We start from the raw sequence: 25807 nt of genomic DNA on the forward strand, positions 1-25807 counted from the left end.
CGGTTATCGACAAGAGTCGTCGTATGGCTGACTCACGCGCCGAGGCGACGACCTCCGACGGCGAACCCACGCGGACCTTCGGTTGGTCGTACCTGTTCGTTCATCCGGACGACGACCCGCGCTCGGATGGCAACTTCGCCGACGAGCGGACGGTGCTCGTCGAGTACCTGCGTGACCAGCGCCTCACGTTCGAACTCAAGTGTGACGGCCTGAACGCCGAGCAGTTGGCCCGGCGGGCGGTGCCGCCGTCGACGATGTCGCTGCTCGGGCTGATCCGACATCTGGCCGAAGTGGAGCGTGGCTGGTTCCGCAGGACCATGGCCGGCCAGGTCGCGCCCAAGCTGTACTGCACCGACGACGATCCCGACGGCGACTTCGACGGCGCGGTGGCCGATGCGGTTGTGGTGGACGAGGCGTACCTCACCTGGCGTACGGAGGTCGAGTTCTCCGAGCGCTTCGTCGCCGAGGCAGCGGATCTGGGAGTGCAGGGACGGCAGCGGGACGGCAACGTCATTGTGCTTCGTCGGCTGCTGGTGCACATGATCGAGGAGTATGCGCGGCACAATGGCCACGCCGATCTCCTGCGCGAGCGCATCGACGGAAGGGTGGGTCAGTGATGGCCGAAGGGTCCGACATCCGGTTGACGCGGGCGCAGGAGCGCTATGAGCAGGCGGTCTTCGGCGGCGACGCGACGTCGTTGGACGAGGCGGAGCGGGATCTCGTGGCGTTGGAGGCGGACACGGCTCTGGCCCGGGGCCGGCTCCTGCATGCCCGCTTCCTGGAGACCGGTGCGGAGGACGCGGCCGAGCTGCGGCTCTTCGAGCGGGCGGCGCAGCTCTACCGCGAGCTGGGTGACGCTCGTGGCGAGGGGGAGTCGCTGTTCTGGGTGGGCACGGTCCACCAGGTGATCCGCCAGGACCAGGCGACCGCCGACCCGGCCTTCGCGCGGGCGCGTGAGCTGGCGACCGAGGCGGGCGACGAGCTGACCCTGTCGTACGTGCTGCGGCACCTCTGCTTCGGTGAGCAGGCCGCCGGTCGGGTCGACGCGGCGCGGGAGTTGCTGGCGGAGTCGACCCGGCTGCGCCGGGAGCTGTCCTTCACGCCGGGGGTCGCGGCGAACCTGATCGGTCTGGCGGACCTGGCGGCGACCGACGGTGACCGGGATGCCGCCCGCGAGCTGCTCGACGAGGCGGCCGAGCTCGCGGCCGGCAGCGGTGCGCACGGTGTTGCCCGGTGGGTGCAGGAGGCCCGCGACGAGCTGAAACTCGCCTGATCACGAGTAGGACAAGTAGCCGACGAGGTGACCGACGCCCTCGCCGACGGGCTTCGCCGAGCGTGATCGACTCGACATCGCCGATATGGGGGTGTCCGAGGACGTGGGATACCGCGATATCGCCGAAACCGAGTGGATCAAGGCCGGGGGCCGGTGTGGATCAAGGGTGGGCGCTGATGTCTGGTGGATCGACGCCGGACCCGGGGTACGTGCCGCGCAGCGAGGCGGAGGCGGTGGCCGTACAGGAGGAGTTGCGGCCGCTCGTCGACCTGGTCGGGCCGGGTCCGGCCGCGCCCGCGACGGTGGCCGGCCTGGACGTCGCGTACGCCGAGAGCGGCGACCTCCTCGCGGCGGCCGTGACCGTGCTGGACGCCCGGACGTTGGCGGTGGTGGATTCGGCGGTCAGTGTGGGCCGGCCTTCGTTCGGTTACGTGCCGGGGCTGTTCGCCTTCCGCGAGCTGCCGGCTCTGCTCGCCGCGCTGGACACGCTGACGACCAGCCCGGACCTGCTGGTCTGTGACGGGCACGGCGTGGCCCATCCGCGCCGGTTCGGGCTCGCCTGTCACCTCGGGGTGGTCACCGGCCTGCCCGCGATCGGCGTGGGCAAGACGCCGCTGGTCGGCGAGTGGGATCCACCGGCCGCCGAGCGGGGTGCCTGGTCGGCGCTGCGCGACGGAGGTGAGGTCGTGGGCCGGGTGCTGCGGACCCGGGACGGGGTGAAGCCGGTCTTCGTGAGCGTCGGGCACCGGATGAGCCTGGACAACGCGACCGCGCAGGTGCTCGCGTTGACTCCGCGCTACCGCCTGCCCGAGACGACCCGTACCGCCGACCGGCTGTGCCGCGACGCCCTCGCCGGGATCACGCACTCCAACCTGGACGAATTGGGCGGTGGAGCCCTCGGAGGCTCTACCGACGGAGATCGCCGAGCGTGATCGACTCGACATCGGCGATATCGGGGTGTCCGAGGCCGTGGGACACCCCGATATCGCCGATACCGAGTGGATCAAGGCTCGGTGGCCGCCGGGCCGGTCGTAAACCGTAACGCCGGACACATGCGGGCCGCTCTATGACCGGTGGCGGGGGTAGGCCGGTAGTAGCCTGGCCGCGGACCCCACCCGGGGAGAACGGTGAGGTGATCATGACGGTGCGTCGACGCGCGGCACGGCTCGCGACGGTCTGCGGTCTGCTGGTCGGCCTGGTGATGCTCGGTGCGTCACCCGCGCTGGCCGACGAGGACTCGGTCCGTGTGGGGTCGGCCAGCAGCTTCGCCGCCGGGGGTTCGGCCCAGGGGGTGAACGTCGCGGTGCGCAAGCGCTCCGGCGGCTGCGTCCTGCTGCGTACCGCCCTGGGTCTGCGCCTTGAGGGTCTCCAGCCGAGCCAGGTGGCGGTCCAGGTGAACGCGGGCGGGCACTGGGTTCCGGTGGCCGTCGGCGGCGGTGACGGCAACGTGGAGACCGGGCAGACCGCACCGGCGAAGCCGACCCTGTGCAAGGGCAAGGGCATCACCGTGCGGTACCGGGTGGCGTTCGCCGCCGACGCGCCGGGCGGCCAGCTCTACGTGACCGGTGTGGCTCTGACCGCTGCCGGCCAGCAGTTGGGGCAGGGCGCCGACACGGCGAAGGTCACCGGGCGGCTCTCCCCGTCGCTCACCCCGACGCCGTCGAAGAAGCCGACCCCGACCCCCAGTCCCACCGAGGTCGCGGCGGCCGGCGAGGTGGTGAACCCGGCCGCGCTGGGCCCGACGTCCGCCGCGCCCAGCGTGACCGCGGCGGCCGCCGAGTCCGGCGGTGGTTCGCCGATCATGTTCTTCGGCATCGCGATGGTGGCGGTCGGCCTGCTGCTCATCGTGCTGCTGGTGCGCCGCTCCCGGCAGGACCGCACGCCGTCCGACGAGCCCGGCCCGCTGCCGGGCAACCCCGGTGGCACCACCTACCGCTCCGGCGGTGGGTCGCCCGCCGTGCCCGGCCAACCCGGCCCGGTGTACGGCCAGCAGCCGTCGACCGCCGGCCAGGTGCCTCCGCCCCGCCCCGCCGGCGGAGGGGTCTACGGGGCGCGACCCGTGCCGCCGACTCCGGACGCCACGCAACCGATGCCGGGTGCTCCGGCTGGTCCGGGTGCCCGGCCGCTGCCCGGTGACCCGCCCACGCCGCCCGACGGTGGCGATCACACCGTGTTCATGCCTCGGCTCCCCGGCTGACCGGGGCCGGGCCCGGACGCTCCGATACGCTCAGGTTCGTTGGAAACCTGCGGCCAAGGAGCGGAACTAGTGTCTGATCTGTCCCAGATCGTGAAGGCGTACGACGTCCGAGGGACGGTGCCGGACCAGTGGGACGAACGGGTCGCCGAGGCGCTCGGGGCCGCCTTCACCCAGCTGCTCAACGCCAGTGACGAGCCTGGCGACGCGGTTGTCGTCGGGTACGACATGCGGGCCAGTTCGCCCGGCCTGGCCGCCGCGTTCGCCGCCGGGGTGCGGGCCGAGGGCCGCTCGGTGATCGAGATCGGGCTCGCCTCCACCGACCTGCTCTACTTCGCCTCCGGCTCGCTCGACCTGCCCGGCGCGATGTTCACCGCCAGTCACAACCCGGCGCAGTACAACGGCATCAAGATGTGCCGCTCAGGCGCCCGGCCGATCGGCCAGGACAGCGGGCTGGCGGAGATCCGGGAGCGGGCGCAGGCCCTGCTGGACTCCGGGGCGTCGCGCCCGGCGGGTGAGCCGACCCGCCCGGCCGAGCGGCGGGACCTGCTTCCCGACTACGCCGCGTACCTGCGCAAGCTGGTCGACCTCTCCGGCATCCGGCCGCTGAAGGTGGTGGTCGACGCCGGCAACGGGATGGGTGGCTTCACCGTCCCCACCGTGCTCGGCGACGTCGCCCTGTCGGCCCTGCCGTTGGAGATCGTGCCGCTCTACTTCGAGCTGGACGGCAGCTTCCCCAACCACGAGGCGAACCCGCTGGACCCGGCGAACCTGGTCGACCTCCAGCGTGCCGTGGTCGAGCACGGGGCCGACATCGGCCTGGCCTTCGACGGGGACGCCGACCGGTGCTTCGTGGTGGACGAGCGCGGCGAGCCGGTGTCGCCGTCGGCGATCACCGCGCTGGTCGCGGCGCGTGAGCTGGCCAAGCACCCGGGCTCCACGGTGATCCACGGTCTGATCACCTCCAGTGCGGTCGCGGAGATCATCCGCGAGCACGGTGGGGAGCCGGTGGTTGCCCGGGTCGGGCACTCCTTCATCAAGGCGGAGATGGCCCGCACCAACGCGGTCTTCGGCGGCGAGCACTCCGCGCACTACTACTTCCGGGACTTCTGGTTCGCCGACACCGGAATGCTCGCCGCGATGCACACCCTGGCCGCCCTGGGCGAGCAGTCGCAGCCGCTGTCCGTGCTGGCCGGCGAGTACGAGCGCTACATCGCCTCCGGCGAGATCAACTCGACGGTCGCCGACCAGGCCGCGGCGGTGGCCGAGGTGCGTGCCGCGTACCCGGACGCGACGGCCGACGAGATGGACGGGTTGACGCTGCGTTTCCCCGACGGCGCCTGGTTCAATCTGCGTGCCTCCAACACGGAGCCGCTGCTGCGGCTCAACGTCGAGGCGCCCACCCGCGAGCGGATGGTCTCGCTGCGGGACGAGGTGCTCGGCCGCGTTCGCCGATAAGATCGCCTGCGCCGGTCGGCACCGCCGCCGGTGACCCCGCACTCGTGGAAGGAGCCGCGCCATGGCCCTGGATCCGCAGTTGCTCGAGATCCTTGCCTGCCCGGACACGCACCACGCCCCGCTCACCTACGACGCGGAGGCGCAGACGTTGACCTGCACGGAGTGCGGCCGGATCTTCGAGGTCCGCGACGACGTGCCGGTGCTGCTGCTCGACGAGGCGCGTGGCGGCCCCGGACTGCAGTCATGATCGACGGTACGGCCGGGGTCAGCGGGCGTCGTGACGCTGACGAGGCCCTGCTCGACAACCCGGACGCGCTGGCCGAGCACGACCCGGGCGGCATGCTGCGGCACACCGCGTCGGCCGGCGCCCAGGTGCGCGAGAGCGCGGCGTTGGCCGCCGAGGCGAACCTGGCGGTGCTCGCCGACGACGGGCGTCCCCGGGCCGTGGTGATCGCCGGCATCGGCACCGCCGGGCGTACCGGTGACGTGCTGGCCACGGTCGCCGGGCCGCGCTGCCCGGTCCCGATCATCGGGCACCGCAGCGCGGGCGTACCCGGTTGGGTGGGCGCCGCCGACGTGGTGATCGCGGTGAGCGCGTCCGGTCGGAGCCCGGAGGCGTTGGGCGCCGCCGAAGCCGCGCACCGTCGCGGTGCCCGGCTGGTCGCGGTGGGCGCCCCGGACTCGCAGTTGCAGTCGGTGGCCGAGCGGGCCCGCGCGCCGTTCATCCCGGTGCCGCGCCGCGCGCCGGCCCGGGCCAGTCTCTGGGCGCTCACCGTGCCGGTGCTGCTCGCCGCGCGTTCGCTCGGGTTGGTGAAGGTCAACGAGGCGGACCTGGCGGAGACGGCGGCCCGGCTGGACGCGGACGCCGACCGCTGCCGCTCCGCCGCCGAGTCGTTCGTCAACCCGGCCAAGTCGCTGGCGCTGGGCCTGGCCGGCTCGATCCCGATCGTGTGGGGCTCGTCCCCGCTGGCCACCGTGGCGGCCCGCCGCTTCGGTGACACCCTGTCCGCCAACGCCCGCTACCCGGTGGTCACCGGGGCGCTGGGCGAGGCCGGGCGGGGCCGGGTCGGGCTGCTGGACGGGGTCTTCGGCGGCCTGGCCGAGGGGGAGCGGGACATCTTCGCCGACCCGGCGGAGGACGACGGCGAGGGCACCCGGCTGCGGCTGGTCCTGCTGCGCGACGGCGGCCTCAACGCCGAGGACGACACGGACGAGCCGCTCGCGGTCGAGGAGCGCCGCGCGGACGCGGTGCAGACCCTCGCGGAGCGCCGTGGTGTGCGCTGCGACGTGGTGACCGCCGAGGGTGGGTCGGCTCTGGAGCGGCTTGCCTCCCTGATCGCCGTACCGGACTTCGCCTCGATCTACCTTGCTCTGGCACACGGATTGGACCCGATGGCCGTCCCGGCCATCACCGAGATGAAGGAGCTGTCGAACCAGTGAACGTACGCAGGGGGCGGCGCGTCACGTACGTCACCACGACGCGAAGCGGAGTGGCGGCGTGAGCGCGAACGGCGGGACGAAGGCGATCGTCGCCGCCCTGCTGGCCAACGTCGGCATCGCCGTCACCAAGTTCATCGCGTTCCTGCTCTCCGGGTCCTCGTCGATGCTGGCCGAGGCGGTCCACTCGGTCGCCGACTCCGGTAACCAGGGTCTGCTGCTGCTCGGCGGGAAGCGGGCGAAGCGCGCGGCCACCCCGGAACACCCGTTCGGGTACGGCCGGGAGCGCTACATCTACGCGTTCATCGTGTCGATCGTGCTGTTCAGCATCGGCGGCCTGTTCGCCCTCTACGAGGCGTACCACAAGTGGTCGCACGCGGAGGGCATCACCGAGTGGCAGTGGCTTCCGGTGGCGGTGCTGCTGGCGGCGATCGCCATGGAGTCGTTCTCCTTCCGGACGGCGATCAAGGAGTCCAACCACATCCGGGGCAACCAGTCCTGGGTGCGCTTCATCCGGCGGGCCAAGGCGCCGGAGCTGCCGGTGGTGCTCCTGGAGGACTTCGGCGCGCTTGTCGGTCTGGTCTTCGCGCTCTTCGGCGTCGGCATGACGCTGATCACCGGCAACGGCCGGTGGGACGCCGCCGGCACCGCGATGATCGGCATCCTGCTGGTGGTCATCGCCATCGTGCTGGCCATCGAGACCAAGAGCCTGCTGCTCGGTGAGGGCGCCGAGCAGCAGGACCTGGCCGCCATCGAGCGGGCCATCACCGAGGGCCCCGAGGTGGAGCGGATCATCCACATGAAGACGCTCTACCTGGGCCCGGAAGAGCTGATGGTGGCCGCGAAGATCGGCGTGCCGGCCTGCGAGAGCGCCCACGACGTGGCCCGTGGCATCAACGCCGTGGAGGCGCGAATCCGCACCGCGGTGCCGATCGCCCGGGTGATCTACCTGGAGCCGGACATCTACAGCGCCGCCGCCGCGGCGGCCGGCACCGGCACCGCCGCCGACACCGCCGTACCGCAGCCCGAGGACGCGTCGGGCGAGGCGGTCGGGCGGCCCGGGGGCTGAGACGGTGGAACCGCTGTACGGACCGATCCGGGACTACGCCTGGGGGTCCCGCTCAGCCATCGCCATGTTGCAGGGTCGACCGGTGCCCAGCACCGGCCCGGAGGCGGAGCTGTGGCTGGGCGCCCACCCGGGCGCCCCGGCCAGGGTGGAGCGCGCCGGCCTGCGGGTGAGCCTCTGTGACCTGGTGCGCGACGAGCCGGGGCAGTGGCTGGGCCAGCGGGTGACCGACCGGTTCGGCACCCGGCTGCCGTTCCTGCTCAAGGTCCTCGCCGCCGACGCGCCGCTGAGCCTGCAGGCCCACCCGGACGCCGAGCAGGCCCGGGTGGGTTTCGCGGCGGAGGCGGGCCGGCCGGCGGGGGAGCGCAACTACTCCGACCCGCACCACAAGCCGGAGTTGCTGGTCGCGCTCACCCCGTTCGAGGCGCTGTGCGGCTTCCGGGATCCGGTGGAGTCGGCCGAGGCGCTCGCCGCGTTCGGCGTACCGGCGTTGGGGCCGGTGGTCGACGCGCTGCGGGCCGGGCCGGCGGGGCTGCGCACGGCGGTGCGGACACTGCTCGGTTGGCCGGTCGCCCAGCGCGACGGGCTGTTGCGGGCTGCCCTGGCGTCGGCGGCCGACGGGCCGGACGCGGACCTGGCCCGCCGGTTGGCGACCGTCTATCCGGGCGACCCGGGCGTGCTGGTGGCGCTGCTGCTGCACCACCTGCGGCTGGTGCCGGGAGAGGCGATCTGGATGCCGGCGGGCAACCTGCACGCGTACCTGAGCGGCTGCGGCGTGGAGATCATGGCGGCGAGCGACAACGTGCTGCGCGGGGGTCTGACCCCGAAGCGGGTGGACGTCGACGAGTTGCTGCGGGTGCTGCGTTTCGAGGTGCTCGACGATCCGGTACGTGCCGCGCAGCCGATCGCCCCGGGCGTGGACTGCTGGCCGGTGCCGGTGGACGACTTCGCGCTGCACCGGGTGCGGGTCGGCGGGGCCGTGCCGGAGGTCACCGTGGCGCTGCCCGGCCCCCGGGTGGTGCTCTGCGCTGCGGGCTCGGTCACGGTCGACGACGGGGCGGGCGCGCTGACGCTGGCGTCCGGCCAGGCGGCGATCGGCACGGCGTCCGGTGAGCCGCTGCGGGTCGGCGGCGACGGTGAGGCGTACGTGGCGACGTCGGGGCTGCGCTGAGCCCGACACAAGTCCGACTTTCCCGGAATAGCTTGACGTTCCCCTGGCTGAATGTGACTCTATGAGTACGCAGCGTTATCGCGACGACGGTCCGACAACGTGCGGGGAACCAAACCGGGGGGATGCACGGGGCGGGCGGAAGTGGGCAGCGGGTCTGTCCACCACCGACCGCCCCGTGCGCTGTCCGCAGCCCGTCCCCCGGCGCCCGTCGCCAGCGCGCGTAAGGTGGAGGATCGGCGCAGACATCGTTCGACAGGAGCTTTCATGACCAGCACCCTCCCGGCGGCCGCCAGCGGTACGCCGTCCGAGGCCCGGCCGAGCACGCTCGCCGAGGGCGACTTCAAGGTGGCGGATCTGTCGCTCGCCGAGTTCGGGCGCAAGGAGATCCAGCTCGCCGAGCACGAGATGCCCGGCCTGATGGCGATCCGGCGGGAGTTCGCCGAGGCGCAGCCGCTCACCGGCGCCCGGATCACCGGTTCGCTGCACATGACCATCCAGACCGCCGTCCTGATCGAGACGCTGGTCGCCCTCGGCGCGCAGGTCCGCTGGGCGTCCTGCAACATCTTCTCCACCCAGGACCACGCCGCCGCCGCGATCGTCGTCGGCCCGAACGGCACCCCCGACGCCCCCGCCGGCGTCCCGGTGTACGCCTGGAAGGGCGAGACCCTTCCGGAGTACTGGTGGTGCACCGAGCAGGTGCTCGTCTGGCCGGACGGGCAGGGCCCGAACATGATCCTCGACGACGGCGGCGACGCCACCCTGCTGGTCCACAAGGGCGCCGAGTTCGAGAAGGCCGGCGTCGTGCCGCCGGTCGAGTCCGCCGACTCCGAGGAGTACGGGGTCATCCTCGAACTGCTGCACCGCTCGCTCGCCGAGGACGGCCAGCGCTGGACCCGGATCGCCGCCGGCATCAAGGGCGTCACCGAGGAGACCACCACCGGCGTGCACCGCCTCTACGAGATGCACCGCGCGGGCACGCTGCTCTTCCCGGCCATCAACGTCAACGACTCGGTGACCAAGAGCAAGTTCGACAACAAGTACGGCTGCCGCCACTCCCTGATCGACGGCCTCAACCGGGCCACCGACGTGCTGATCGGCGGCAAGATGGCCGTCGTGATGGGCTACGGCGACGTGGGCAAGGGCTGCGCCGAGTCGCTGCGCGGCCAGGGCGCCCGGGTCGTGGTGACCGAGGTCGACCCGATCTGCGCCCTGCAGGCCGCGATGGACGGTTACCAGGTCGCGACCCTGGACGACGTGGTCGAGCAGGCGGACATCTTCATCACCGCCACCGGCTGCTTCGACGTCATCACCAACGAGCACATGGCCCGGATGAAGCACCAGGCCATCGTCGGCAACATCGGCCACTTCGACAACGAGATCGACATGGCCGGCCTGGCCAAGCGCTCGGACGTCGAGCGGATCAACATCAAGCCGCAGGTCGACCTGTGGCGCTTCGCCGACGGGCACGCCATCATCGTGCTGTCCGAGGGGCGTCTGCTGAACCTGGGCAACGCGACCGGGCACCCGAGCTTCGTGATGTCGAACTCGTTCGCCAACCAGACGATCGCGCAGATCGAGCTGTTCACCAAGACCGAGGAGTACCCGGTCGGCGTCTACGTGCTGCCCAAGCACCTGGACGAGAAGGTGGCCCGCCTGCACCTGGGCGCGCTCGGCGCCAAGCTGAGCAAGCTCACCAAGGAGCAGGCCGCGTACCTGGGCGTCTCCCCGGAGGGGCCGTTCAAGCCGGACCACTACCGCTACTGATCGACATCTCTTCGAACCGGGTCGGCTGTTCGCAGCCGGCCCGGTTCGTCGTTCCCGCCAGGGCGGGACGGGACGTCAGCCGGAGCGGGAGTCGCGGCGGCTGGGGCGGAACCACGTCCACGCGCACCAGGCCAGCCAGCCCAGGGACACGACGGTGGCCAGTGCCCGCAGGCGCAGCGCGCTGAGCAGCAGCACCACGGCGAGCACCGCCAGCCACGGCAGGAAAGCCTTCACGGCAGGGATCCTCCCACGCTCGGACGGTGACCGGTTCGTGGCGGCCGCCGAAGACCAGGTCACAGCGAGAGTGAGCTTGTCATGAACGACTTGACGAGGTCCCGGAACTGGAGGAAGGTATGGCTGCCCTAAGTTAGCTGAGGCGTGCCTAATGAACACGGAGCCAGAATGTTCGCCACCTACCTGATCGGCCTGCGGGAGGGCCTGGAAGCGACCCTGGTGGTCAGCATCCTGGTCGCCTTCCTGGTGAAGTCGCAGCGCCGGGACCGGTTGCCGCAGGTGTGGGCGGGCGTCGGCCTTGCCGTGGCGCTCTCGGTGCTCTTCGGCTGGCTCATCGAGTACACCTCGACCTCGCTGCTGTCCCGCTCCGAGGACCGCGAGCTGTTCGAGGCCATCACCTCCGTCGCGGCCGTGGTGTTCGTCACCTGGATGATTTTCTGGATGCGCAAGGCGGCCCGCACCATCGCGGGCGAGCTGCGCGGCAAGCTCACCGAGGCGCTGGCCGTCGGGTCGCTCGCCGTCGCCGGGATGGCCTTCCTCGCGGTGATCCGGGAGGGCCTCGAAACCGCCCTGATCTTCTACTCCGCCGCCCAGGGCGCGGCCGGCGACAGCGGGCCGCTGCTCGCGCTGATCGGCGGCATCCTCACCGCCGTGGTGCTCGGCGTGCTGCTGTACGCGAGCGCCCTGCGGATCAACCTCAGCAAGTTCTTCACCTGGACCGGTGCCCTGCTGATCCTGGTCGCCGCCGGCATCCTCAAGTACGGCGTGCACGACTTCCAGGAGTCCGGTGTCCTGCCCGGCCTCAACGACCTGGCCTTCGACATCACCAGCACGCTCGACCCGACCACCTGGTACGCGGCGCTGCTGGCCGGGATGTTCAACGTGACCCCCGCGCCCACCGTGCTCGAGACGATCGCCTGGATCGCGTACGCCGTGCCGGTCCTGGCGCTCTTCCTGCGCCCGACCCGGCGTACCCCCGCACCGGCCGCGGCGCCGGCTGCGCCCTCCGCGGCGGCACCCCCCGCGGCCTCGGGGCCCGCCGTCGCCGCGTCGCCGGCCGAGTCGACGTCTCCGGACGCCACGAGCACCACCACCGTCACCGAGCGCGGGGCCGACACCGGCACCGAGGCCGAGGCCGACGCGGCAGCAACGCCGCAGCGTGCCTGACCCCACGAGGAGAGACAGCCCAGATGCGTACCACCCGATTCTTCGCGCTGGCCGCTGCCGGCGTGCTGGCGACGACCGGCGTCGCCGCGTGCTCCGACTCCAAGAAGGATGAGGCGGGCGCGGCCGGCGGCGCGATCGTGGTCAAGGCCACCGACACCGCCTGCGAGGTCGGCACGACCGACCTCGGCGCCGGAACCGCCACCTTCAAGATCACCAACTCGGGCGCGAAGGTCACCGAGTTCTACGTGTACGCCTCCGGCGACCGGGTGATGGGCGAGGTGGAGAACATCGCCCCCGGGCTGAGCCGCGAGCTGCACGTCGAGCTGCCGGCGGGCACGTACGAGACGGCCTGCAAGCCGGGGATGAGCGGCAAGGGCATCCGGGGCGCCCTCAAGGTCAGCGGGTCGGCGCAGCCGCTGACCGCCGACGCCGCCCTGGCCGGGGCCACCGACAACTACCAGCGCTACGTCAAGAGCCAGACCGGCGCGTTGCTGGAGAAGACCGAGGAGTTCGTCGCCGCGGTGAAGGCTGGCGACGTGGCGAAGGCCAAGGCGCTCTACCCGGTCGCGCGCACCTACTGGGAGCGGATCGAGCCGGTGGCCGAGATCTTCGGCGACCTGGACCCCAAGATCGACGGCCGCGAGGAGGTCATCGAGGAGGGCATGGAGTTCACCGGCTTCCACCGGATCGAGAAGGACCTCTGGCAGTCCGGCGACATCAGCAAGGACGGCCCGATCGCGGACCGGCTGCTGGTCGACGTCAAGGAGGTCGTGGCGAAGGCCAACGCCGAGAAGCTCTCCCCGCTCCAGCTCGCCAACGGCGCGAAGGAGTTGCTCGACGAGGTCGCCAGCGGCAAGATCACCGGCGAGGAGGAGCGCTACTCGCACACCGACCTGTGGGACTTCGCCGCCAACCTGGACGGTTCCAAGGCGGCGCTGTCCGCCCTCCGGCCCGCGTTGGAGCAGCGCTCGCCGGAGCTGGTCAAGCAGCTCGACACCGAGTTCGCGAACGTCGAGGCGCAGCTCGGCAAGCACCGCGACGGCGACGGGTGGAAGCTGCACACCGCGTTGAGCAAGGCTGAGCTCAAGGAGCTCTCCGACGGCATCAACGCGCTCGCCGAGCCGATCAGCAAGGTCGCCGCAGTCGTCGCCCGGTGACCGGGACGCAGGGGGAGTCGAGTCGATGAGCGCAAGCAGGTTGACGCGCCGACGGGCCATCACGCTCGCCGGCGCGGGGGTGGCCGGAGTCGCCGGGGTGGCCGCCGGCGCGGGCGCGCTGGTGGGCGACTCCCGTGGCCCGGCGGCGGCCAGCGACCACCCGGCGGGCGCGGTCCCGTTCCACGGGGAGCACCAGGCCGGCATCGTCACCCCGGCGCAGGATCGGCTGCACTTCGTCGCCTTCGACGTGATCACCAAGGACCGGGCCCGCCTGGTCGAGATGCTCCAGGAGTGGACGGCCGCCGCCGTGCGCATGACGGCCGGCCGCGACGCCGGGGTGCTCGGCGCGGTCGGTGGCATGCCGGAGGCCCCGCCGGACGACACCGGTGAGGCGCTCGGCCTCCCGCCGTCGCAGCTCACCCTGACCATCGGCTTCGGCCCGACGCTGTTCCGCGACGCCGACGGACGGGACCGCTTCAGCATCGCCGACCGCCGGCCGGCCGCCCTGGCCGAGCTGCCCAGGTTCCCCGGTGACGCGTTGCAGGCCCCGATCTCCGGTGGCGACCTGTGCGTGCAGGCGTGCGCCAACGACCCCCAGGTGGCGGTGCACGCGATCCGCAACCTGGCGCGGATCGGCATGGGGGTGGTCAGCGTCCGCTGGTCGCAGCTCGGCTTCGGCCGTACGTCGTCGACGTCCCGGGACCAGGCGACCGCCCGCAACCTGTTCGGCTTCAAGGACGGCACGGCCAACCTCAAGGCCGAGGAGACCGACCTGCTCCGCGACCAGCTGTGGGTGCAGCCGGGCGACGGGCCGGACTGGATGACCGGCGGGTCGTACCTGGTCACCCGCAAGATCCGGATGCTCGTGGAGACCTGGGACCGGACCTCCCTGGCCGAGCAGGAGGAGATCGTCGGTCGGACCAAGGGCAGCGGCGCCCCGCTCGGGCGCAGCAAGGAATTCGACGAGCCGGACTTCGCGGCACGCGGGGACGACGGCAAGCCGCTGATCGCCGAGCACGCCCACGTCGCCCTGGCCCACCCGAGCCGGAACAACGGCGCGCACCTGCTGCGGCGGGGCTACAACTTCGTCGACGGCTCGGACGGTCTCGGCCGGCTCGACGCCGGCCTCTTCTTCATCGCCTACCAGCGGGACCCGCGCCGGCAGTTCGTGCCGATCCAGACCCAGTTGGCCCGCCATGACGTGATGAACGAATATCTGCGGCACGTCTCCAGCGGCCTGTTCGCCTGCCCGCCCGGAGTGCGCGACGGTGGGGACCACTGGGGCCGCGCGCTCTTCGGCTGAGCGCCCGCCGGATCGCGGCGGCGACCCGTCGTCCGGATGGCGACAGCGCGGCCGGCCGGGGGCTACGGTGGCGCCGGACGGCGCCGAGGGGGGATCATGGTGGGAGCCGGCCCGGGAACCGATCCCTGCGCTGGACCTCGCACCACGTGGCGCCGCCGCCGCGGGTCGCGGTGACTGGTTTGCCGGCGGCACTATCCGTGCCGGCTGACGCCGGTCCCACCGAACTGAACGGGGATGCAATATTAATCCCATGAGAGCCCGGGTACTGGTGGTCGACGACGACCCCGCACTCGCCGAGATGCTCGGCATCGTGCTGCGCAGTGAGGGTTTCCTGCCCTCGTTCGTGGCCGATGGCGAGCGGGCGTTGGCCGCCTTTCGTGACAGTCGGCCGGATATCGTCCTGCTCGACCTCATGTTGCCCGGAATGAGTGGTATCGACGTGGCGCGGTCGATCCGTGCCGAATCCGGCGTGCCGATCGTCATGCTGACCGCCAAGAGCGACACGGTGGACGTCGTCCTCGGCCTGGAGTCCGGTGCCGACGACTACGTGGTCAAGCCGTTCAAGCCCAAGGAGTTGGTGGCCCGGATGCGGGCCCGGTTGCGCCGTGGCGAGGACGTGGCGCCGGAGATGCTGACCATCGGCCCGCCCGGCAACCAGATCACCATCGACGTGCCGGCCCACACCGTGAGCCGCAACGACGAGGAGGTGAAGCTGACGCCGTTGGAGTTCGACCTGCTGGTCGCGCTCGCCCGCAAGCCGCGTCAGGTCTTCACCCGCGAGGTGCTGCTGGAGCAGGTCTGGGGTTATCGGCACGCGGCCGACACCCGACTGGTCAACGTGCACGTGCAGCGGCTGCGCGCCAAGATCGAGCCAGATCCGGAGCGGCCGGAAATCATCCTCACCGTGCGGGGCGTGGGCTACAAGGCGGGCACCGGATAGCCTGGTCACACTGTGTCGACCTCGCCGCCCCCGCACCCCCAGACCACGGCAGCCCGCCGGCTCAACGCCGGCCGGGACCTGTGGCGCGCGCTGAGTGGCCGGGGCGCGCGGCTGGTGGCCCGGGCGCACCAGACCTGGCGCCGCTCGCTCCAGGTCCGGGTGGTGACCATCACGCTGGTCGCCTCCAGCCTGCTGGTGGGCGGTTTCGCGTACCTGATCGCTGACAAGATCACGACGATCCTGCTCGACAACGCCCGCACCGACGTCCAGTTGCGGGTCAAGGGCGGCGCGGGCTACGCGGCCAAGCAGGTCTCCCTCTACGGTCAGCCGCAGGAGGCGCAGCTTCAGGAGACCATCGAGGGCACGGTCAACTACCTGGCCGGCGGCGACCCACAGCAGACCAGTGGCGTGGTGGTGGCCATCACCGCCGCCGACTACCCGACCGTGATCCAGACCCGCACAGCGCCGGCGGTCAACGTCCAGCCCCTGCTCAGCAAGGAGCTGCGAGCCGCGGTCGCCAGCGGCAAGGTGGCCAGCCAGATCCAGACCGGTCGGCTCACCGGCGAGCCGACGAAGTACCTGGTCTACGGCTCGCCGGTGCCGACCCGCTTCGGGCAGATCGAGCTCTACTACCTGGTGCCGCTGACCCGCCAGGACGCCACCGCCGCGGACGCCCGAGCCACCGTCGTCGCCACCGGCATAGCCCTGGTGGTCCTGCTGGGTCTGCTCGCCGCCCTGGTCACCCGGCTGGTGGTCAACCCGGTCCGGGTCGCCGCGCGTACCGCCCAGCGGCTCTCCGCCGGCCTTCTCGACCAGCGGATGGTGGTCAACGGCGAGGACGACCTCGCGCTGCTGGCCGCCTCGTTCAACCAGATGGCGACCAACCTGCAACGGCAGATCCTGCGACTGGAGGAGATGTCCCGGTTGCAGCGCCGGTTCACCTCCGACGTCTCGCACGAGCTGCGGACCCCGTTGACCACGGTCCGGATGGCCGCCGACCTGATCTTCGCCGAGCGCGACGAGTTCGACCCGGCGGTGGCCCGCAGCGCCGAACTGCTCCAGGCCGAGCTGGACCGTTTCGAGGAGCTGCTCACCGACCTGTTGGAGATCAGCCGGTTCGACGCGGGCTTCGCCATGCTGGACGCCGAGCCGACCGACCTGGTGCCGGTGGTGCACCGGGTGGTCGACCGGTTGACCGGCCTGGCCGAGCGGGTGGGCGTGGAGATCGAACTGGACCTGCCGAGCACGCCGGCGATCGCCGAGGTCGACCCCCGCCGGGTCGAGCGGGTGCTGCGCAACCTGGTCGGCAACGCCGTCGAGCACGGCGAGGCCCGGCCGGTGCTGATCACCCTCGGCATCGACGACACCGCGGTGGCGATCACGGTCCGCGACCACGGGGTGGGGCTGAAGGTGGGTGAGGAGAAGCTGGTGTTCAACCGGTTCTGGCGGGCGGACCCGTCCCGGGCCCGGCAGACCGGCGGCACCGGGCTGGGTCTGTCGATCAGCCTGGAGGACGCCCGCCTGCACGGTGGTTGGCTGGAAGCCTGGGGAGCGCCCGGGCAGGGCGCCCAGTTCCGGCTCACCCTGCCGGCCCGCGCCGGTGACCGGCTCACCACGTCGCCGCTGCGGCTGGTGCCCGCCGACGCGGCGCTGCCGTTCGGCGGCCCCCGCGACGGCGGCCCGCTGGCCATCGGGCCGGGCACCGGTGGAGCGCTGGCGATCGGCCCCGCGCCAGCGGGGGACGGCCAGCGGGCGGAGGTGCGCTCGTGAGGGCTCGACCACTGCTGGGCGCCCTCGGCGCGGCGCTGCTGCTCAGCGCGGGCTGCGGCATCCCGGCGTCGTCCGACGTGCGGGTGGACGGCAAGGCCGGCACGGCGACCGAGGCCGGGTCGAGCAACGGCCGAAGCAGCGAACCCCCGTCGCGTACGGCCAGCGGCAGCGACAACGAGGCGTTCGTGCGTAACTTCCTGTCCGCCGCCGCCGGCGAGCCGGACCGGGCGTACGAGCGGGTGAAGGCGTTCATCGCCCCGGAGCACAGGCTCCGCCTGCAGGACAAGAAGGGCAGCGAGGTCGCGCTGACCGTGGTCCGGCTGCGGGAATCGGTCTTCACCTTCAACAGCGACTCGACCACCACGGTCAAGATCTCGGTGCAGCAGATCGGTGTGCTGCGGACCAACGGCACTCTGGCGCCGCCGGTGGCGACCGAGACCGAGTACGAGTTCCGGCTGCGCAGCGCCTCGCTCGGCGGCGCCGACAACGACGAGCGCGCCGGCCAGTACGTCCTCGACCCGCCGAACGTGCTGCTGCTCAGTGACGTCGCCCTGCAGCAGTACTACCAGGACGAGTCGATCTACTTCTGGAGCTCCGACCGCACCCGGCTGGTGCCCGACCAGCGTTATCTGCCGTTCGCTGTGCCGGACGAGCGCCGGGTCAACGAGGTCGTGCGTTGGCTGGTCGGCGGCCCGTCCGACTGGCTGCGGCCGGGCGTCGTCGGCCTGCCCGACGGCACCGAGCTGATCAACAACGCCACCGGCGCGAACAACCGCTGGGAGGTCAACCTGGACATGTCCGGCGACGACCAGAACCGGGTCGACCAGGTGATCACCCAGCTCGCCTGGTCGCTGGGTGACCTGCCGGGCGAGCTGGAGCTGAAGATCCGCAACAACTCACAGCCCGTACAGGACCTCAACGAGCGCCGGCTGGCCCAGCCGCTCTACCCGGTGCGGGAGGGCCCGCAGCGGTTCGGCGTCTACGAGGGCGCGATCCGCCCGCTCGACTTCGTCGGCGAGCCCGGCGGTGTCGTGCCCCTGGCGGCCGAGGTCAACCGCAACATCGTGTCCGCCGGCCTCGCGCGGGGCGCCAACCGGGTCCTCGCCGCGATGGTGGTGACCAGCGGCAAGGACCGGCAGCGACTCGCGGTGGGCGCCGGCGCGGACACGGTGGCCGCGCTCAACCGCGGCGACACGGAGTACGCCTCGATCAGCCGCCCGGTGTGGCTGCGTACCGTCGACTCGCGCCCGGCGCAGGGGCTGGTGGTGGCCGACGGTCGCCTCTACCGCTTCGACGAGGCCGCCCGCATGTCGGAGGTGCCGCTGAACCTGCCCTCGCCGCAGGTCACCGCGGTCGCCGCCGCGCTGGACGGTCAGCGGGTCGCGTTGGTCGCCGGCGGCCGGCTCTACGTCGCGGCGATCAACCTGGACGGCGCCGGGAGCGGGATGTCCGTCGGCCCGCCCCGGGCCCTGGTCACCTCGCTGACCGGTCTGACCGCGGTGGACTGGATCGGCGAGGATCGGCTGGTGGTGGCCGGGTCGGCCGGCCAGCCGGCGATCTACGAGATCAGCGTCGACGGGGCGCTGGAGACCCCGCTGCGCACCGACGTGGGCGCCAAGGTCAACCACCTGACGGCGTACCCCACCAACCGCAGCGTGCGCGTGCCCACCGGGGCGTACATGTACGAGGCGAACAAGGTGGCGTACCGCAGCAGCCCGTTCGAACGGATCGAGCCGGAGAGTGTGCGCGACGTCCCCGCGCCGCCGGCCGGGGTCCGGCCGAGCAACCCGTCTGCCCCGTTCTTCCTCTACTGACGCCGTGCGGGGGCTCTGGGCGGACCTCGCCGACCTGGTCCTGCCCGCGGACTGTGCCGGCTGCCGGGAGCGGCACGCGGTCCTGCGGCACGGCTTCTGCCCCGCCTGCGTGACGGCGCTGGGCCTGCTGCGTCCCCGGACGGTCCGCCCCACTCCCGCCCCGGCGGGGCTGCCGCCCTGCGTCGCCCTCGGCCCGTACGCCGGCCCGCTGCGTGAGGCCCTGCTGGCGTACAAGGAGCACGGCCGGCACGGTCTGGCCCGCCCGCTGGGCGCGCTGCTGGCCGAGGTGGTCGTCGCGGCGGTCGGCGGAGTCCGCCCGCTGGAGTTGGTGCCCGTGCCCGACACCGCCGCGGCGGCCCGCGCCCGCTACGGCGACCACCTGGACCGGTTGGCCCGGCACTGCGCGAGCCGGCTGCGCCGGGGCGGCTGGCCGGCGCGGGTGCACCGTCCGCTGCGCGCGCTGCCCCGGCCGGACTCGGTGACGCTGGACAGCGCGGGCCGCGCCGCAGCGGCCGAGGCGGCGTTCCGACCCCGGTCCGGCGCGTCGGCTGGGCGTCGCCGGGCGGGCGGCGCCCCCGTCGTGGTGCTGCTGGACGACATCGTCACCACCGGCGTGACCCTGGCCGCGGCGGCCCGGATGCTGACCGCGAGCGGGCGGCCACCGGGCGTCGCTGCGGTGCTCGCCGCGACCGAGAAAAGGCACCAGTTGTAACCGACCGTGTTTCCGTTTCACCCGTTGGTGTATGAGGTGCGAAAAATCCCGGGCGGTCTTGGCAACATGGGGTGACTGCCAGGCGAACAGGAGTTAGCGTTTCGCTGTCAGGGGTAGGAGGTCGTTCCATCCCGCCCCCGGCGGTGAGAGGAGGCGTAGCCGTACTGACCGGTCGACGCCAGCGGGTCTCCCCACGGCGCGCGGCCGGGCCACCGGATCGAAGACGTCCGAACAAGGGAGGTCACGTGGACATCGTGGTCAAGGGCCGCAACGTCGAAGTGCCGGACCATTACCGGGTACACGTAGCCGAGAAACTCGCAAAGGTCGAACGCTACGACCATAAGATTATCCGCGTCGATGTCGAGCTGTTTCACGAGCGCAATCCGCGCCAGGCCGACCACTGCCAGCGGGTGGAGATCACCTGCATTTCCCGGGGCCCCGTGATTCGGGCCGAGGCCTGCACGAACGATTTCTACAGCGCGCTCGACGCCGCCATCGCGAAGCTCGACACCCGGCTACGCCGTGCGGCGGACCGCCGCCGCGTACACCGTGGTCGGCACGCGCCGATCTCCGTCGCCGCCGCCACCGCCGACCTGCCGGTCACGGATCTGGTGGCCGCCCCGCTGTCCGCGCCGGGCGCTGGCGCCCGCGCCGGCACCGCCGTGGCGGAGCGGGTCGAGGAGGAGCACGACCAGCCGTGGCACATCGCCCGGGAGAAGGTGCACCCGGCGGAGCCGATGACGATCGACGACGCCCTGTTCCAGATGGAGCTGGTCGGCCACGACTTCTACCTGTTCCAGGACAAGGAGACCGGCCGCCCCAGCGTCGTCTACCGACGCCACGCCTACGACTACGGCATCATCTCGCTCGACACCTGAGCCGGGCCTGACCCGCGCCGAGCACCGGGTTGTGGTGGGCGACCGCCACAACCCCGTGTCTCGTCAGCGCAGGTCGGCCGGCAGCAGGGCGAACGTCAGGTCGTCGAGGCGAGCACCCGCCAGGCCGGGCAGGCGACCGCGTAACAGGGCCTCGCGCTGGAAGCCGACCCGCTCCAGCACGCGATGCGAGGCGGTGTTCTCCGGCACGGTGCCGGCGGTCAGCCGGGCGATACCGGCCAGGCCGAACGCCCAGTCGGCGAGCAGCCGGACCGCCCGGGTGGCATGGCCGTGCCCCCGCCAGCGCGGGAGCAGCGCGTAGCCGATCGACGCCTCACCACTGGTCACCTCGGTGTACGACAGGCCGCAGCTGCCCGCCGGCTCGCCGGTGGCCACGTCGACGATCAGCAGCCGGGCGATGTCGCCGGTCAGCCATGCGCTCTCCGCGAGCCGGCAGCGCCGCTCGATCGCCTCGGGCGTCGGTGGCACCGGCGGGGCCTGGTTGGCGACCACTTCCGGCCGGCTGTGCAGCCCGTACATCATCTCCGCGTCGTCCGGCGCGAGGCGACGCAGCGCCACCACCTGATCGGTGAGCACCCCGTCGGGCAGGTCGGGCAGCAGCCGGGGGGTCGGGCCGGGGGGATCGTCGGCGAGGCGTACCCAGGTCAGCAGATCGTGGCGGCCGCCGTCCCGGCGCTGCCCGGCCGACCGACGCAGGCCCTCGTACCGGAAGCCGGCGGCCAGCGCGACCCGCTGGCTCGCCGCGTTCTCCAGCTCGGTGAGCAGCTCCAGCCGGAGCGTCCCGGCGCCGAAAGCGTGCTCGCTCAGCGCGCGGGTCGCGGCCGTGGCCACCCCGCGCCCCCGCGCCGCAGGCCGCAGCCAGTAGCCGATCTCCGCCTGACTCCGGCCGGGCACCGGGTTGCTCAACCCGGCCCCGCCGAGCAGCCGGTCGGTGGCCGGGTCCGCGATGGCGTACGCGGCGCCGCCGCCGGCCCAGACCGCCGGTGCGCCGGCCTCGACCCACCAGTGGGCGTCGACCTCCGTGTACGGGGCCGGCATGCTGGACACGAACCGCTGGCTGAGCGGGTCCGCGCAGCCCTCGACCAGGTCCGCGATGTCGCTGGCCCGAAACGGCCGAAGCCGCACCCCGTGCGCCTCGACGACCGGCGGTGCCCCGGTCATGCCAGATCCCCGGCGAGCAGCGCGGCCACCCAGGTGTCGACCCGCTCACCCCGGTGCTGGACCCCGCCCCGAGCGGTCCCCTCGAATGTGAAGCCCGCCTTCTCGGCGGCCCGCCGGGAGGCGGTGTTGCCCACGTTCGCCTTCCACTCGATCCGGGCCAGTCCCAGCGTGGTGAAACCCCAGGCGCTCAGCGCGATCAGGGCGGCCGGCAGGTGACCCCGCCCGCGGGCGGCCGGGGCGGTCATGAAGCCCACGTCCGCGAGCAGCGGGTCGGCGGGGGAGAGCCGCAGGTCCAGAGTGCCGACGTACCGGTCGTCCGGGTCGGCGATCACGAAGCAGGCGGAGTCCCCCCGGGCCCAGGCGCCCTGGGCGTAGTCCCGGTACCCCTGCGCGTCGGAGCGGTCGTACGGATCCGGAACGGTGGTCCACCGGATCGTCTCCGGGTCCCGGCAGGTCTGCACCACGGCGTCCAGATCGTGTTCCTCCATCGGTCGCAGCCGCAGCTCAGCGGCCGCCGAGGTGGCGAACAGGGTCGGCTGTGGGCGGCCGAAGACGGCGGCCCGGCGGGCGACCAGGGTGCCGGGGTCGGCCGGCCCGGTCGATCCGGGTTCGGGCACCTCGCCGGGCAGCAGCGAGCCGATCCAGCCGTCCGAGCCGCCGTCCGGCGCCGGGTTCGCCTGCCGCAGCCGGCCGTCGATCCGGAACCCGGCCCGGAGCGCGACCAGCCGGGAGGCGTGGTTACCCACCTCGGCCTGCCAGAGCAGCCGGCGCAGCCCCAGCTTCTCGAAGGACCAGCGGGCGACCGCCCGGGTGGCCCGGACGGTCACGCCCCGGCCGCGCGCCCACGGGGCCGTCCAGTAGCCGATCTCACCGGTGCCGGCACGGTCGATGGAGATCAGCCCGCACGAGCCGAGCAGGTCGCCGGTGGCCGCGTCGCAGACCGCGAACGGCGCCCCGGTGCCGTCCGCCCAGGCTTGCGCGCTCAGCTCCGTGACGAAACCGCGGGCGTGTTCGCGAAGGTATGGGCGCGGTACGGTGGTCCAACGCTGAATGTCCCGATCCTGGCAGGCGCGGTGTACGCCGTCGGCGTCCGCCTCCCGCCAGGGTCGCAGCAGCACGCCGTCCTCGACGATCTCCACAGGCTCCACCCGTGCATCGTGCCGGAACGTTCGCCGAAGGCGTAACCGGATTACGTCCCGGGCGGACCCCGTGCGCGAATTATGTCGGGTTCGGCGGGGTGGACCGCCGCCACCAGTGACCATCGCGCCGATGGAGCGCCTACGATGGTTCGAGACTGTCTAGGGGAGCGTTGATCCGTGTCGATTCTGGAAAAGGTCCTTAATGCGGGCGAGGGCCGCATGGTGCGCCGGCTCAAGGCCATCGCCGCCGCCGTCAGCTCGATCGAGGACGACTACGTCAACCTCACCGACGAGGAACTGCGCGGTATGACCGAGCAGTTCCGGGAGCGGCTCGCCGACGGTGAGACCCTCGACGACCTGCTGCCGGAGGCGTTCGCGGTGGCCCGCGAGGCGGCCGCCCGGGTGCTCGGCCAGCGGCCGTACGACGTCCAGGTGATGGGCGGCGCCGCGCTGCACTTCGGCAACATCGCCGAGATGAAGACCGGTGAGGGCAAGACGCTGACCTCGGTCATGGCCGTCTACCTCAACGCGCTCTCCGGCGACGGCGTGCACGTGGTCACCGTCAACGACTACCTCGCCCAGCGCGACGCGGCCTGGATGGGTCGCGTGCACGAGTTCCTCGGGCTGACCGTCGGCGTGGTGCTGCCCAACCGGCCGGCCAGCGAGCACAAGGCCGCCTACGAGTGCGACATCACGTACGGCACCAACAACGAGTTCGGCTTCGACTACCTGCGCGACAACATGGCCTGGTCGAAGGACGAGCTGGTGCAGCGCGGGCACAACTTCGCGGTGGTCGACGAGGTCGACTCCATCCTCATCGACGAGGCGCGCACCCCGCTGATCATCTCCGGCCCGGCCGAGCACTCCGCCCGCTGGTACGGCGAGTTCGCCGGCGTCGTGGCCCGGCTCCAGCCCGGCACGGACGGCGAGGGCGACTACGAGGTCGACCACTCCAAGCGCACCATCGCGGTCACCGAGCGCGGCGTCGCCAAGGTCGAGGACCGGCTCGGCATCGACAACCTGTACGAGTCGGTGAACACCCCGCTGGTCGGCTACCTCAACAACGCCATCAAGGCCAAGGAGCTCTACAAGCGCGACAAGGACTACATCATCAGCGACGGTGAGGTCCTGATCGTCGACGAGTTCACCGGGCGCATCCTGCACGGCCGTCGCTACAACGAGGGCATGCACCAGGCGATCGAGGCCAAGGAGGGGGTGGAGATCAAGCAGGAGAACCAGACCCTGGCCACCATCACCCTCCAGAACTACTTCCGCCTCTACAACAAGCTGTCCGGGATGACCGGTACGGCGCAGACCGAGGCGAGCGAGTTCAACAAGGTCTACAAGGTCGGCGTCGTGAGCATTCCGACCCACCGCCCGATGGTTCGCGAGGACCGGCCGGACGTCATCTACAAGACGGAGAAGGCCAAGTTCAACGCCGTCATCGAGGACATCGCCGAGCGGCACCAGATGGGCCAGCCGGTGCTGGTCGGCACCGTCTCGGTGGAAAACTCCGAGATCCTCTCCCAGCTGCTGCGCCGCCGGGGCATCCCGCACAACGTGCTGAACGCCAAGTTCCACGCCCGGGAGGCCGAGATCGTCGCCCAGGCCGGGCGTAAGGGCGCGGTCACCGTGGCCACCAACATGGCCGGCCGCGGCACCGACATCCTGCTCGGCGGCAACCCCGAGTTCCTCGCGGCGAACGAGCTGCGCCAGCGCGGTCTCGACCCGCTGGAGAACGAGGAGGACTACGCCAAGGCGATGGAAGAGGTCCTGCCCACCTGGAAGCAGGCCTGCGACGCCGAGGCGGACGAGGTCGCCGCCGCCGGTGGCCTGTACGTGCTGGGCACCGAGCGGCACGAGTCCCGGCGGATCGACAACCAGCTGCGCGGTCGCGCCGGCCGGCAGGGCGACCCGGGCGAGTCCCGCTTCTACCTGTCCCTGCAGGACGAGCTGATGCGACGCTTCCGGGCCGGCGCGGTCGAGGCGGTGATGGAGCGTTTCAACATCCCCGAGGACGTGCCCATCGAGTCGAAGATGGTCACCCGTCAGATCAAGAGCGCCCAGGCCCAGATCGAGGGTCAGAACGCCGAGATCCGCAAGAACGTTCTGAAGTACGACGAGGTGCTCAACAAGCAGCGCCAGGTCGTCTACGCCGAGCGGCTGCGGGTGCTCAACGGTGAGGACCTCTCCGACCAGGTCCGCAACATGATCGACGACACCGTCGAGGCGTACGTGCGGGGCGCCACCTCCGAGGGCTACGGCGAGGACTGGGACCTCGAGCAGCTCTGGTCCAGCCTCAAGCAGCTCTACCCGGTCGGCGTGACGATCGAGGAGCTGGAGGAGGAGGCCGGCGGTTCCCGGGCCGGCATGGACGCCGACTTCCTGGTCGCCCGCCTCAAGGAGGACGCGAACGCCGCGTACGACCGCCGCGAGGAGCAGCTCGGCACCGAGGGGGTGCGCCAGCTCGAGCGGATGGTGCTGCTCCAGGTCATCGACCGCAAGTGGCGCGAGCACCTCTACGAGATGGACTACCTCCAGGAGGGCATCAACCTCCGGGCGTACGCCCAGCGCGACCCGGTGGTGGAGTACCAGCGCGAGGGCTTCGACATGTTCGCCACCATGATGGAGGGCATCAAGGAGGAGACCGTCGGCTTCCTCTACAACGTGGACGTCCAGGTCAACGAGCCGGAGCCGGCCGCCGACTCGGAAGAGGTCACGCTGCTCGACAAGCCGGTGGAGATCCGGGCCAAGGGTCTCAACCGCTCGCCGCAGCGGCAGGGTCTGCAGTATTCGGCTCCGACCATCGACGGTGAAGCCAGCCCCGGCGCCGTCAACGTCGAACAGGAGCAGCAGCAGGCACCGGCGCTCGGTGTGGGCCGGCCGGTCCAGAGTGCGCCGGCAGCCCCCGGGCGGAGCGCGCCGTCGGCCCCGCAGCGGCCGGCCTCCGGGCTGCGTGGCCCGACGCTTCCGACCGCCGGGTCCCGACGTCCGGTCCCCAACCAGGCCGACGCCGGCAACGGCCCGTCCCGCAACGCGCCGTGCCCGTGTGGCTCGGGCCGCAAGTACAAGCGCTGCCACGGCGCCCCCAACGGCGGCAACTGACCGACCGCACGTCCCGATGGGCCCTGGCCGACGAGGCTGGGGCCCA

22 protein-coding genes are annotated in these 25807 nt (G+C 72.0%); 19 read left to right on the forward strand and 3 right to left on the reverse strand.

Annotation, left to right across the window (positions count from 1 at the left end; genetic code table 11):
* The first annotated feature begins 23 nt into the window (after positions 1-23).
* The 10 genes from AB0J68_RS00785 (at position 24) to ahcY (ending at position 10363) form a co-directional block, all read left to right on the forward strand.
* Entirely contained in the window at positions 24-617 is a 594-nt protein-coding gene (locus tag AB0J68_RS00785) for a DinB family protein (protein ID WP_363935244.1), read from the forward strand.
* Positions 617-1273 (forward strand): tetratricopeptide repeat protein, encoded by a 657-nt coding sequence (locus AB0J68_RS00790; RefSeq protein ID WP_355132921.1) that lies wholly within the window; start codon positions 617-619, stop codon positions 1271-1273. Before AB0J68_RS00785 ends, AB0J68_RS00790 begins: the two co-directional genes overlap by 1 nt.
* Positions 1274-1449: 176 nt before the next feature.
* On the forward strand, positions 1450-2205 hold the full coding sequence (nfi, locus tag AB0J68_RS00795; protein WP_355063057.1) for a deoxyribonuclease V: 756 nt from the start codon (positions 1450-1452) through the stop codon (positions 2203-2205).
* A gap of 206 nt (positions 2206-2411) precedes the next feature.
* Positions 2412-3470 (forward strand): hypothetical protein, encoded by a 1059-nt coding sequence (locus AB0J68_RS00800; RefSeq protein WP_363935245.1) that lies wholly within the window; start codon positions 2412-2414, stop codon positions 3468-3470.
* Positions 3471-3539: 69 nt separating this feature from the next.
* Positions 3540-4925, forward strand: coding sequence for a phosphomannomutase/phosphoglucomutase (locus AB0J68_RS00805; RefSeq protein WP_363935247.1), 1386 nt, complete (start codon positions 3540-3542; stop codon positions 4923-4925).
* Between the two features lie 61 nt (positions 4926-4986).
* On the forward strand, positions 4987-5172 hold the full coding sequence (locus tag AB0J68_RS00810; protein WP_354859020.1) for a Trm112 family protein: 186 nt from the start codon (positions 4987-4989) through the stop codon (positions 5170-5172).
* Positions 5169-6365 carry an SIS domain-containing protein gene (locus AB0J68_RS00815; RefSeq protein WP_234587712.1) on the forward strand — a complete coding sequence of 399 codons (1197 nt, stop codon included), beginning with the start codon at positions 5169-5171 and terminating at the stop codon, positions 6363-6365. Before AB0J68_RS00810 ends, AB0J68_RS00815 begins: the two co-directional genes overlap by 4 nt.
* A gap of 58 nt (positions 6366-6423) precedes the next feature.
* Complete coding sequence (locus AB0J68_RS00820) at positions 6424-7431, forward strand: cation diffusion facilitator family transporter (RefSeq protein WP_354859023.1); 1008 nt, start codon at positions 6424-6426, stop codon at positions 7429-7431.
* Between the two features lie 4 nt (positions 7432-7435).
* Entirely contained in the window at positions 7436-8599 is a 1164-nt protein-coding gene (manA, locus tag AB0J68_RS00825) for a mannose-6-phosphate isomerase, class I (RefSeq protein WP_363935249.1), read from the forward strand.
* A 264-nt stretch (positions 8600-8863) separates the two neighbouring features.
* Positions 8864-10363, forward strand: a complete 1500-nt coding sequence (gene ahcY, locus AB0J68_RS00830) for an adenosylhomocysteinase (RefSeq protein WP_363935251.1) — start codon at positions 8864-8866, stop codon at positions 10361-10363.
* 75 nt (positions 10364-10438) lie between these two features.
* Here the strand turns inward: ahcY and AB0J68_RS00835 are convergent, their stop codons facing one another.
* Entirely contained in the window at positions 10439-10597 is a 159-nt protein-coding gene (locus AB0J68_RS00835; protein WP_354859030.1) for a hypothetical protein, read from the reverse strand.
* A 168-nt stretch (positions 10598-10765) separates the two neighbouring features.
* On the opposite strand from AB0J68_RS00835, the gene efeU reads away from it, so the two are divergent.
* The 8 genes from efeU (at position 10766) to raiA (ending at position 20338) form a co-directional block, all read left to right on the forward strand.
* A complete protein-coding gene (gene efeU, locus AB0J68_RS00840) occupies positions 10766-11764 on the forward strand; it encodes an iron uptake transporter permease EfeU (RefSeq protein WP_363935253.1) in 999 nt (332 codons plus the stop codon).
* A 23-nt stretch (positions 11765-11787) separates the two neighbouring features.
* On the forward strand, positions 11788-12921 hold the full coding sequence (gene efeO / locus AB0J68_RS00845) for an iron uptake system protein EfeO (protein WP_355132929.1): 1134 nt from the start codon (positions 11788-11790) through the stop codon (positions 12919-12921).
* A 25-nt stretch (positions 12922-12946) separates the two neighbouring features.
* Positions 12947-14224 (forward strand): iron uptake transporter deferrochelatase/peroxidase subunit, encoded by a 1278-nt coding sequence (efeB, locus tag AB0J68_RS00850; RefSeq protein ID WP_363935254.1) that lies wholly within the window; start codon positions 12947-12949, stop codon positions 14222-14224.
* Between the two features lie 250 nt (positions 14225-14474).
* The gene (gene mtrA / locus AB0J68_RS00855) at positions 14475-15164 is read left to right on the forward strand and encodes an MtrAB system response regulator MtrA (RefSeq protein WP_007455837.1); all 690 of its coding nucleotides are present in this window, start codon (positions 14475-14477) and stop codon (positions 15162-15164) included.
* A 12-nt stretch (positions 15165-15176) separates the two neighbouring features.
* Complete coding sequence (gene mtrB / locus AB0J68_RS00860) at positions 15177-16934, forward strand: MtrAB system histidine kinase MtrB (RefSeq protein ID WP_363935255.1); 1758 nt, start codon at positions 15177-15179, stop codon at positions 16932-16934.
* Complete coding sequence (locus AB0J68_RS00865) at positions 16931-18748, forward strand: LpqB family beta-propeller domain-containing protein (protein ID WP_354859043.1); 1818 nt, start codon at positions 16931-16933, stop codon at positions 18746-18748. The genes mtrB and AB0J68_RS00865 overlap by 4 nt, the downstream gene beginning before the upstream one ends.
* Before the next feature lie 4 nt (positions 18749-18752).
* Positions 18753-19460 carry a ComF family protein gene (locus tag AB0J68_RS00870; protein WP_355063073.1) on the forward strand — a complete coding sequence of 236 codons (708 nt, stop codon included), beginning with the start codon at positions 18753-18755 and terminating at the stop codon, positions 19458-19460.
* 245 nt (positions 19461-19705) lie between these two features.
* Entirely contained in the window at positions 19706-20338 is a 633-nt protein-coding gene (gene raiA / locus AB0J68_RS00875) for a ribosome-associated translation inhibitor RaiA (RefSeq protein ID WP_354859047.1), read from the forward strand.
* A gap of 63 nt (positions 20339-20401) precedes the next feature.
* On the opposite strand, the gene AB0J68_RS00880 is transcribed toward raiA, so the two are convergent.
* Both AB0J68_RS00880 and AB0J68_RS00885 read right to left on the reverse strand, forming a co-directional pair.
* Positions 20402-21517 (reverse strand): GNAT family N-acetyltransferase, encoded by a 1116-nt coding sequence (locus AB0J68_RS00880; protein WP_363935257.1) that lies wholly within the window; start codon positions 21515-21517, stop codon positions 20402-20404.
* Positions 21514-22665 (reverse strand): GNAT family N-acetyltransferase, encoded by a 1152-nt coding sequence (locus AB0J68_RS00885; protein WP_363935258.1) that lies wholly within the window; start codon positions 22663-22665, stop codon positions 21514-21516. The genes AB0J68_RS00880 and AB0J68_RS00885 overlap by 4 nt, the downstream gene beginning before the upstream one ends.
* 168 nt (positions 22666-22833) lie before the next feature.
* Between AB0J68_RS00885 and secA the strand changes: the two genes are divergently transcribed.
* Positions 22834-25761 carry a preprotein translocase subunit SecA gene (gene secA, locus AB0J68_RS00890; protein WP_354859054.1) on the forward strand — a complete coding sequence of 976 codons (2928 nt, stop codon included), beginning with the start codon at positions 22834-22836 and terminating at the stop codon, positions 25759-25761.
* Positions 25762-25807 lie beyond the last annotated feature (46 nt).

It is taken from the genome of Micromonospora sp. NPDC049580, from assembly GCF_040675595.1.
Classification (GTDB): Bacteria; Actinomycetota; Actinomycetes; order Mycobacteriales; family Micromonosporaceae; genus Micromonospora.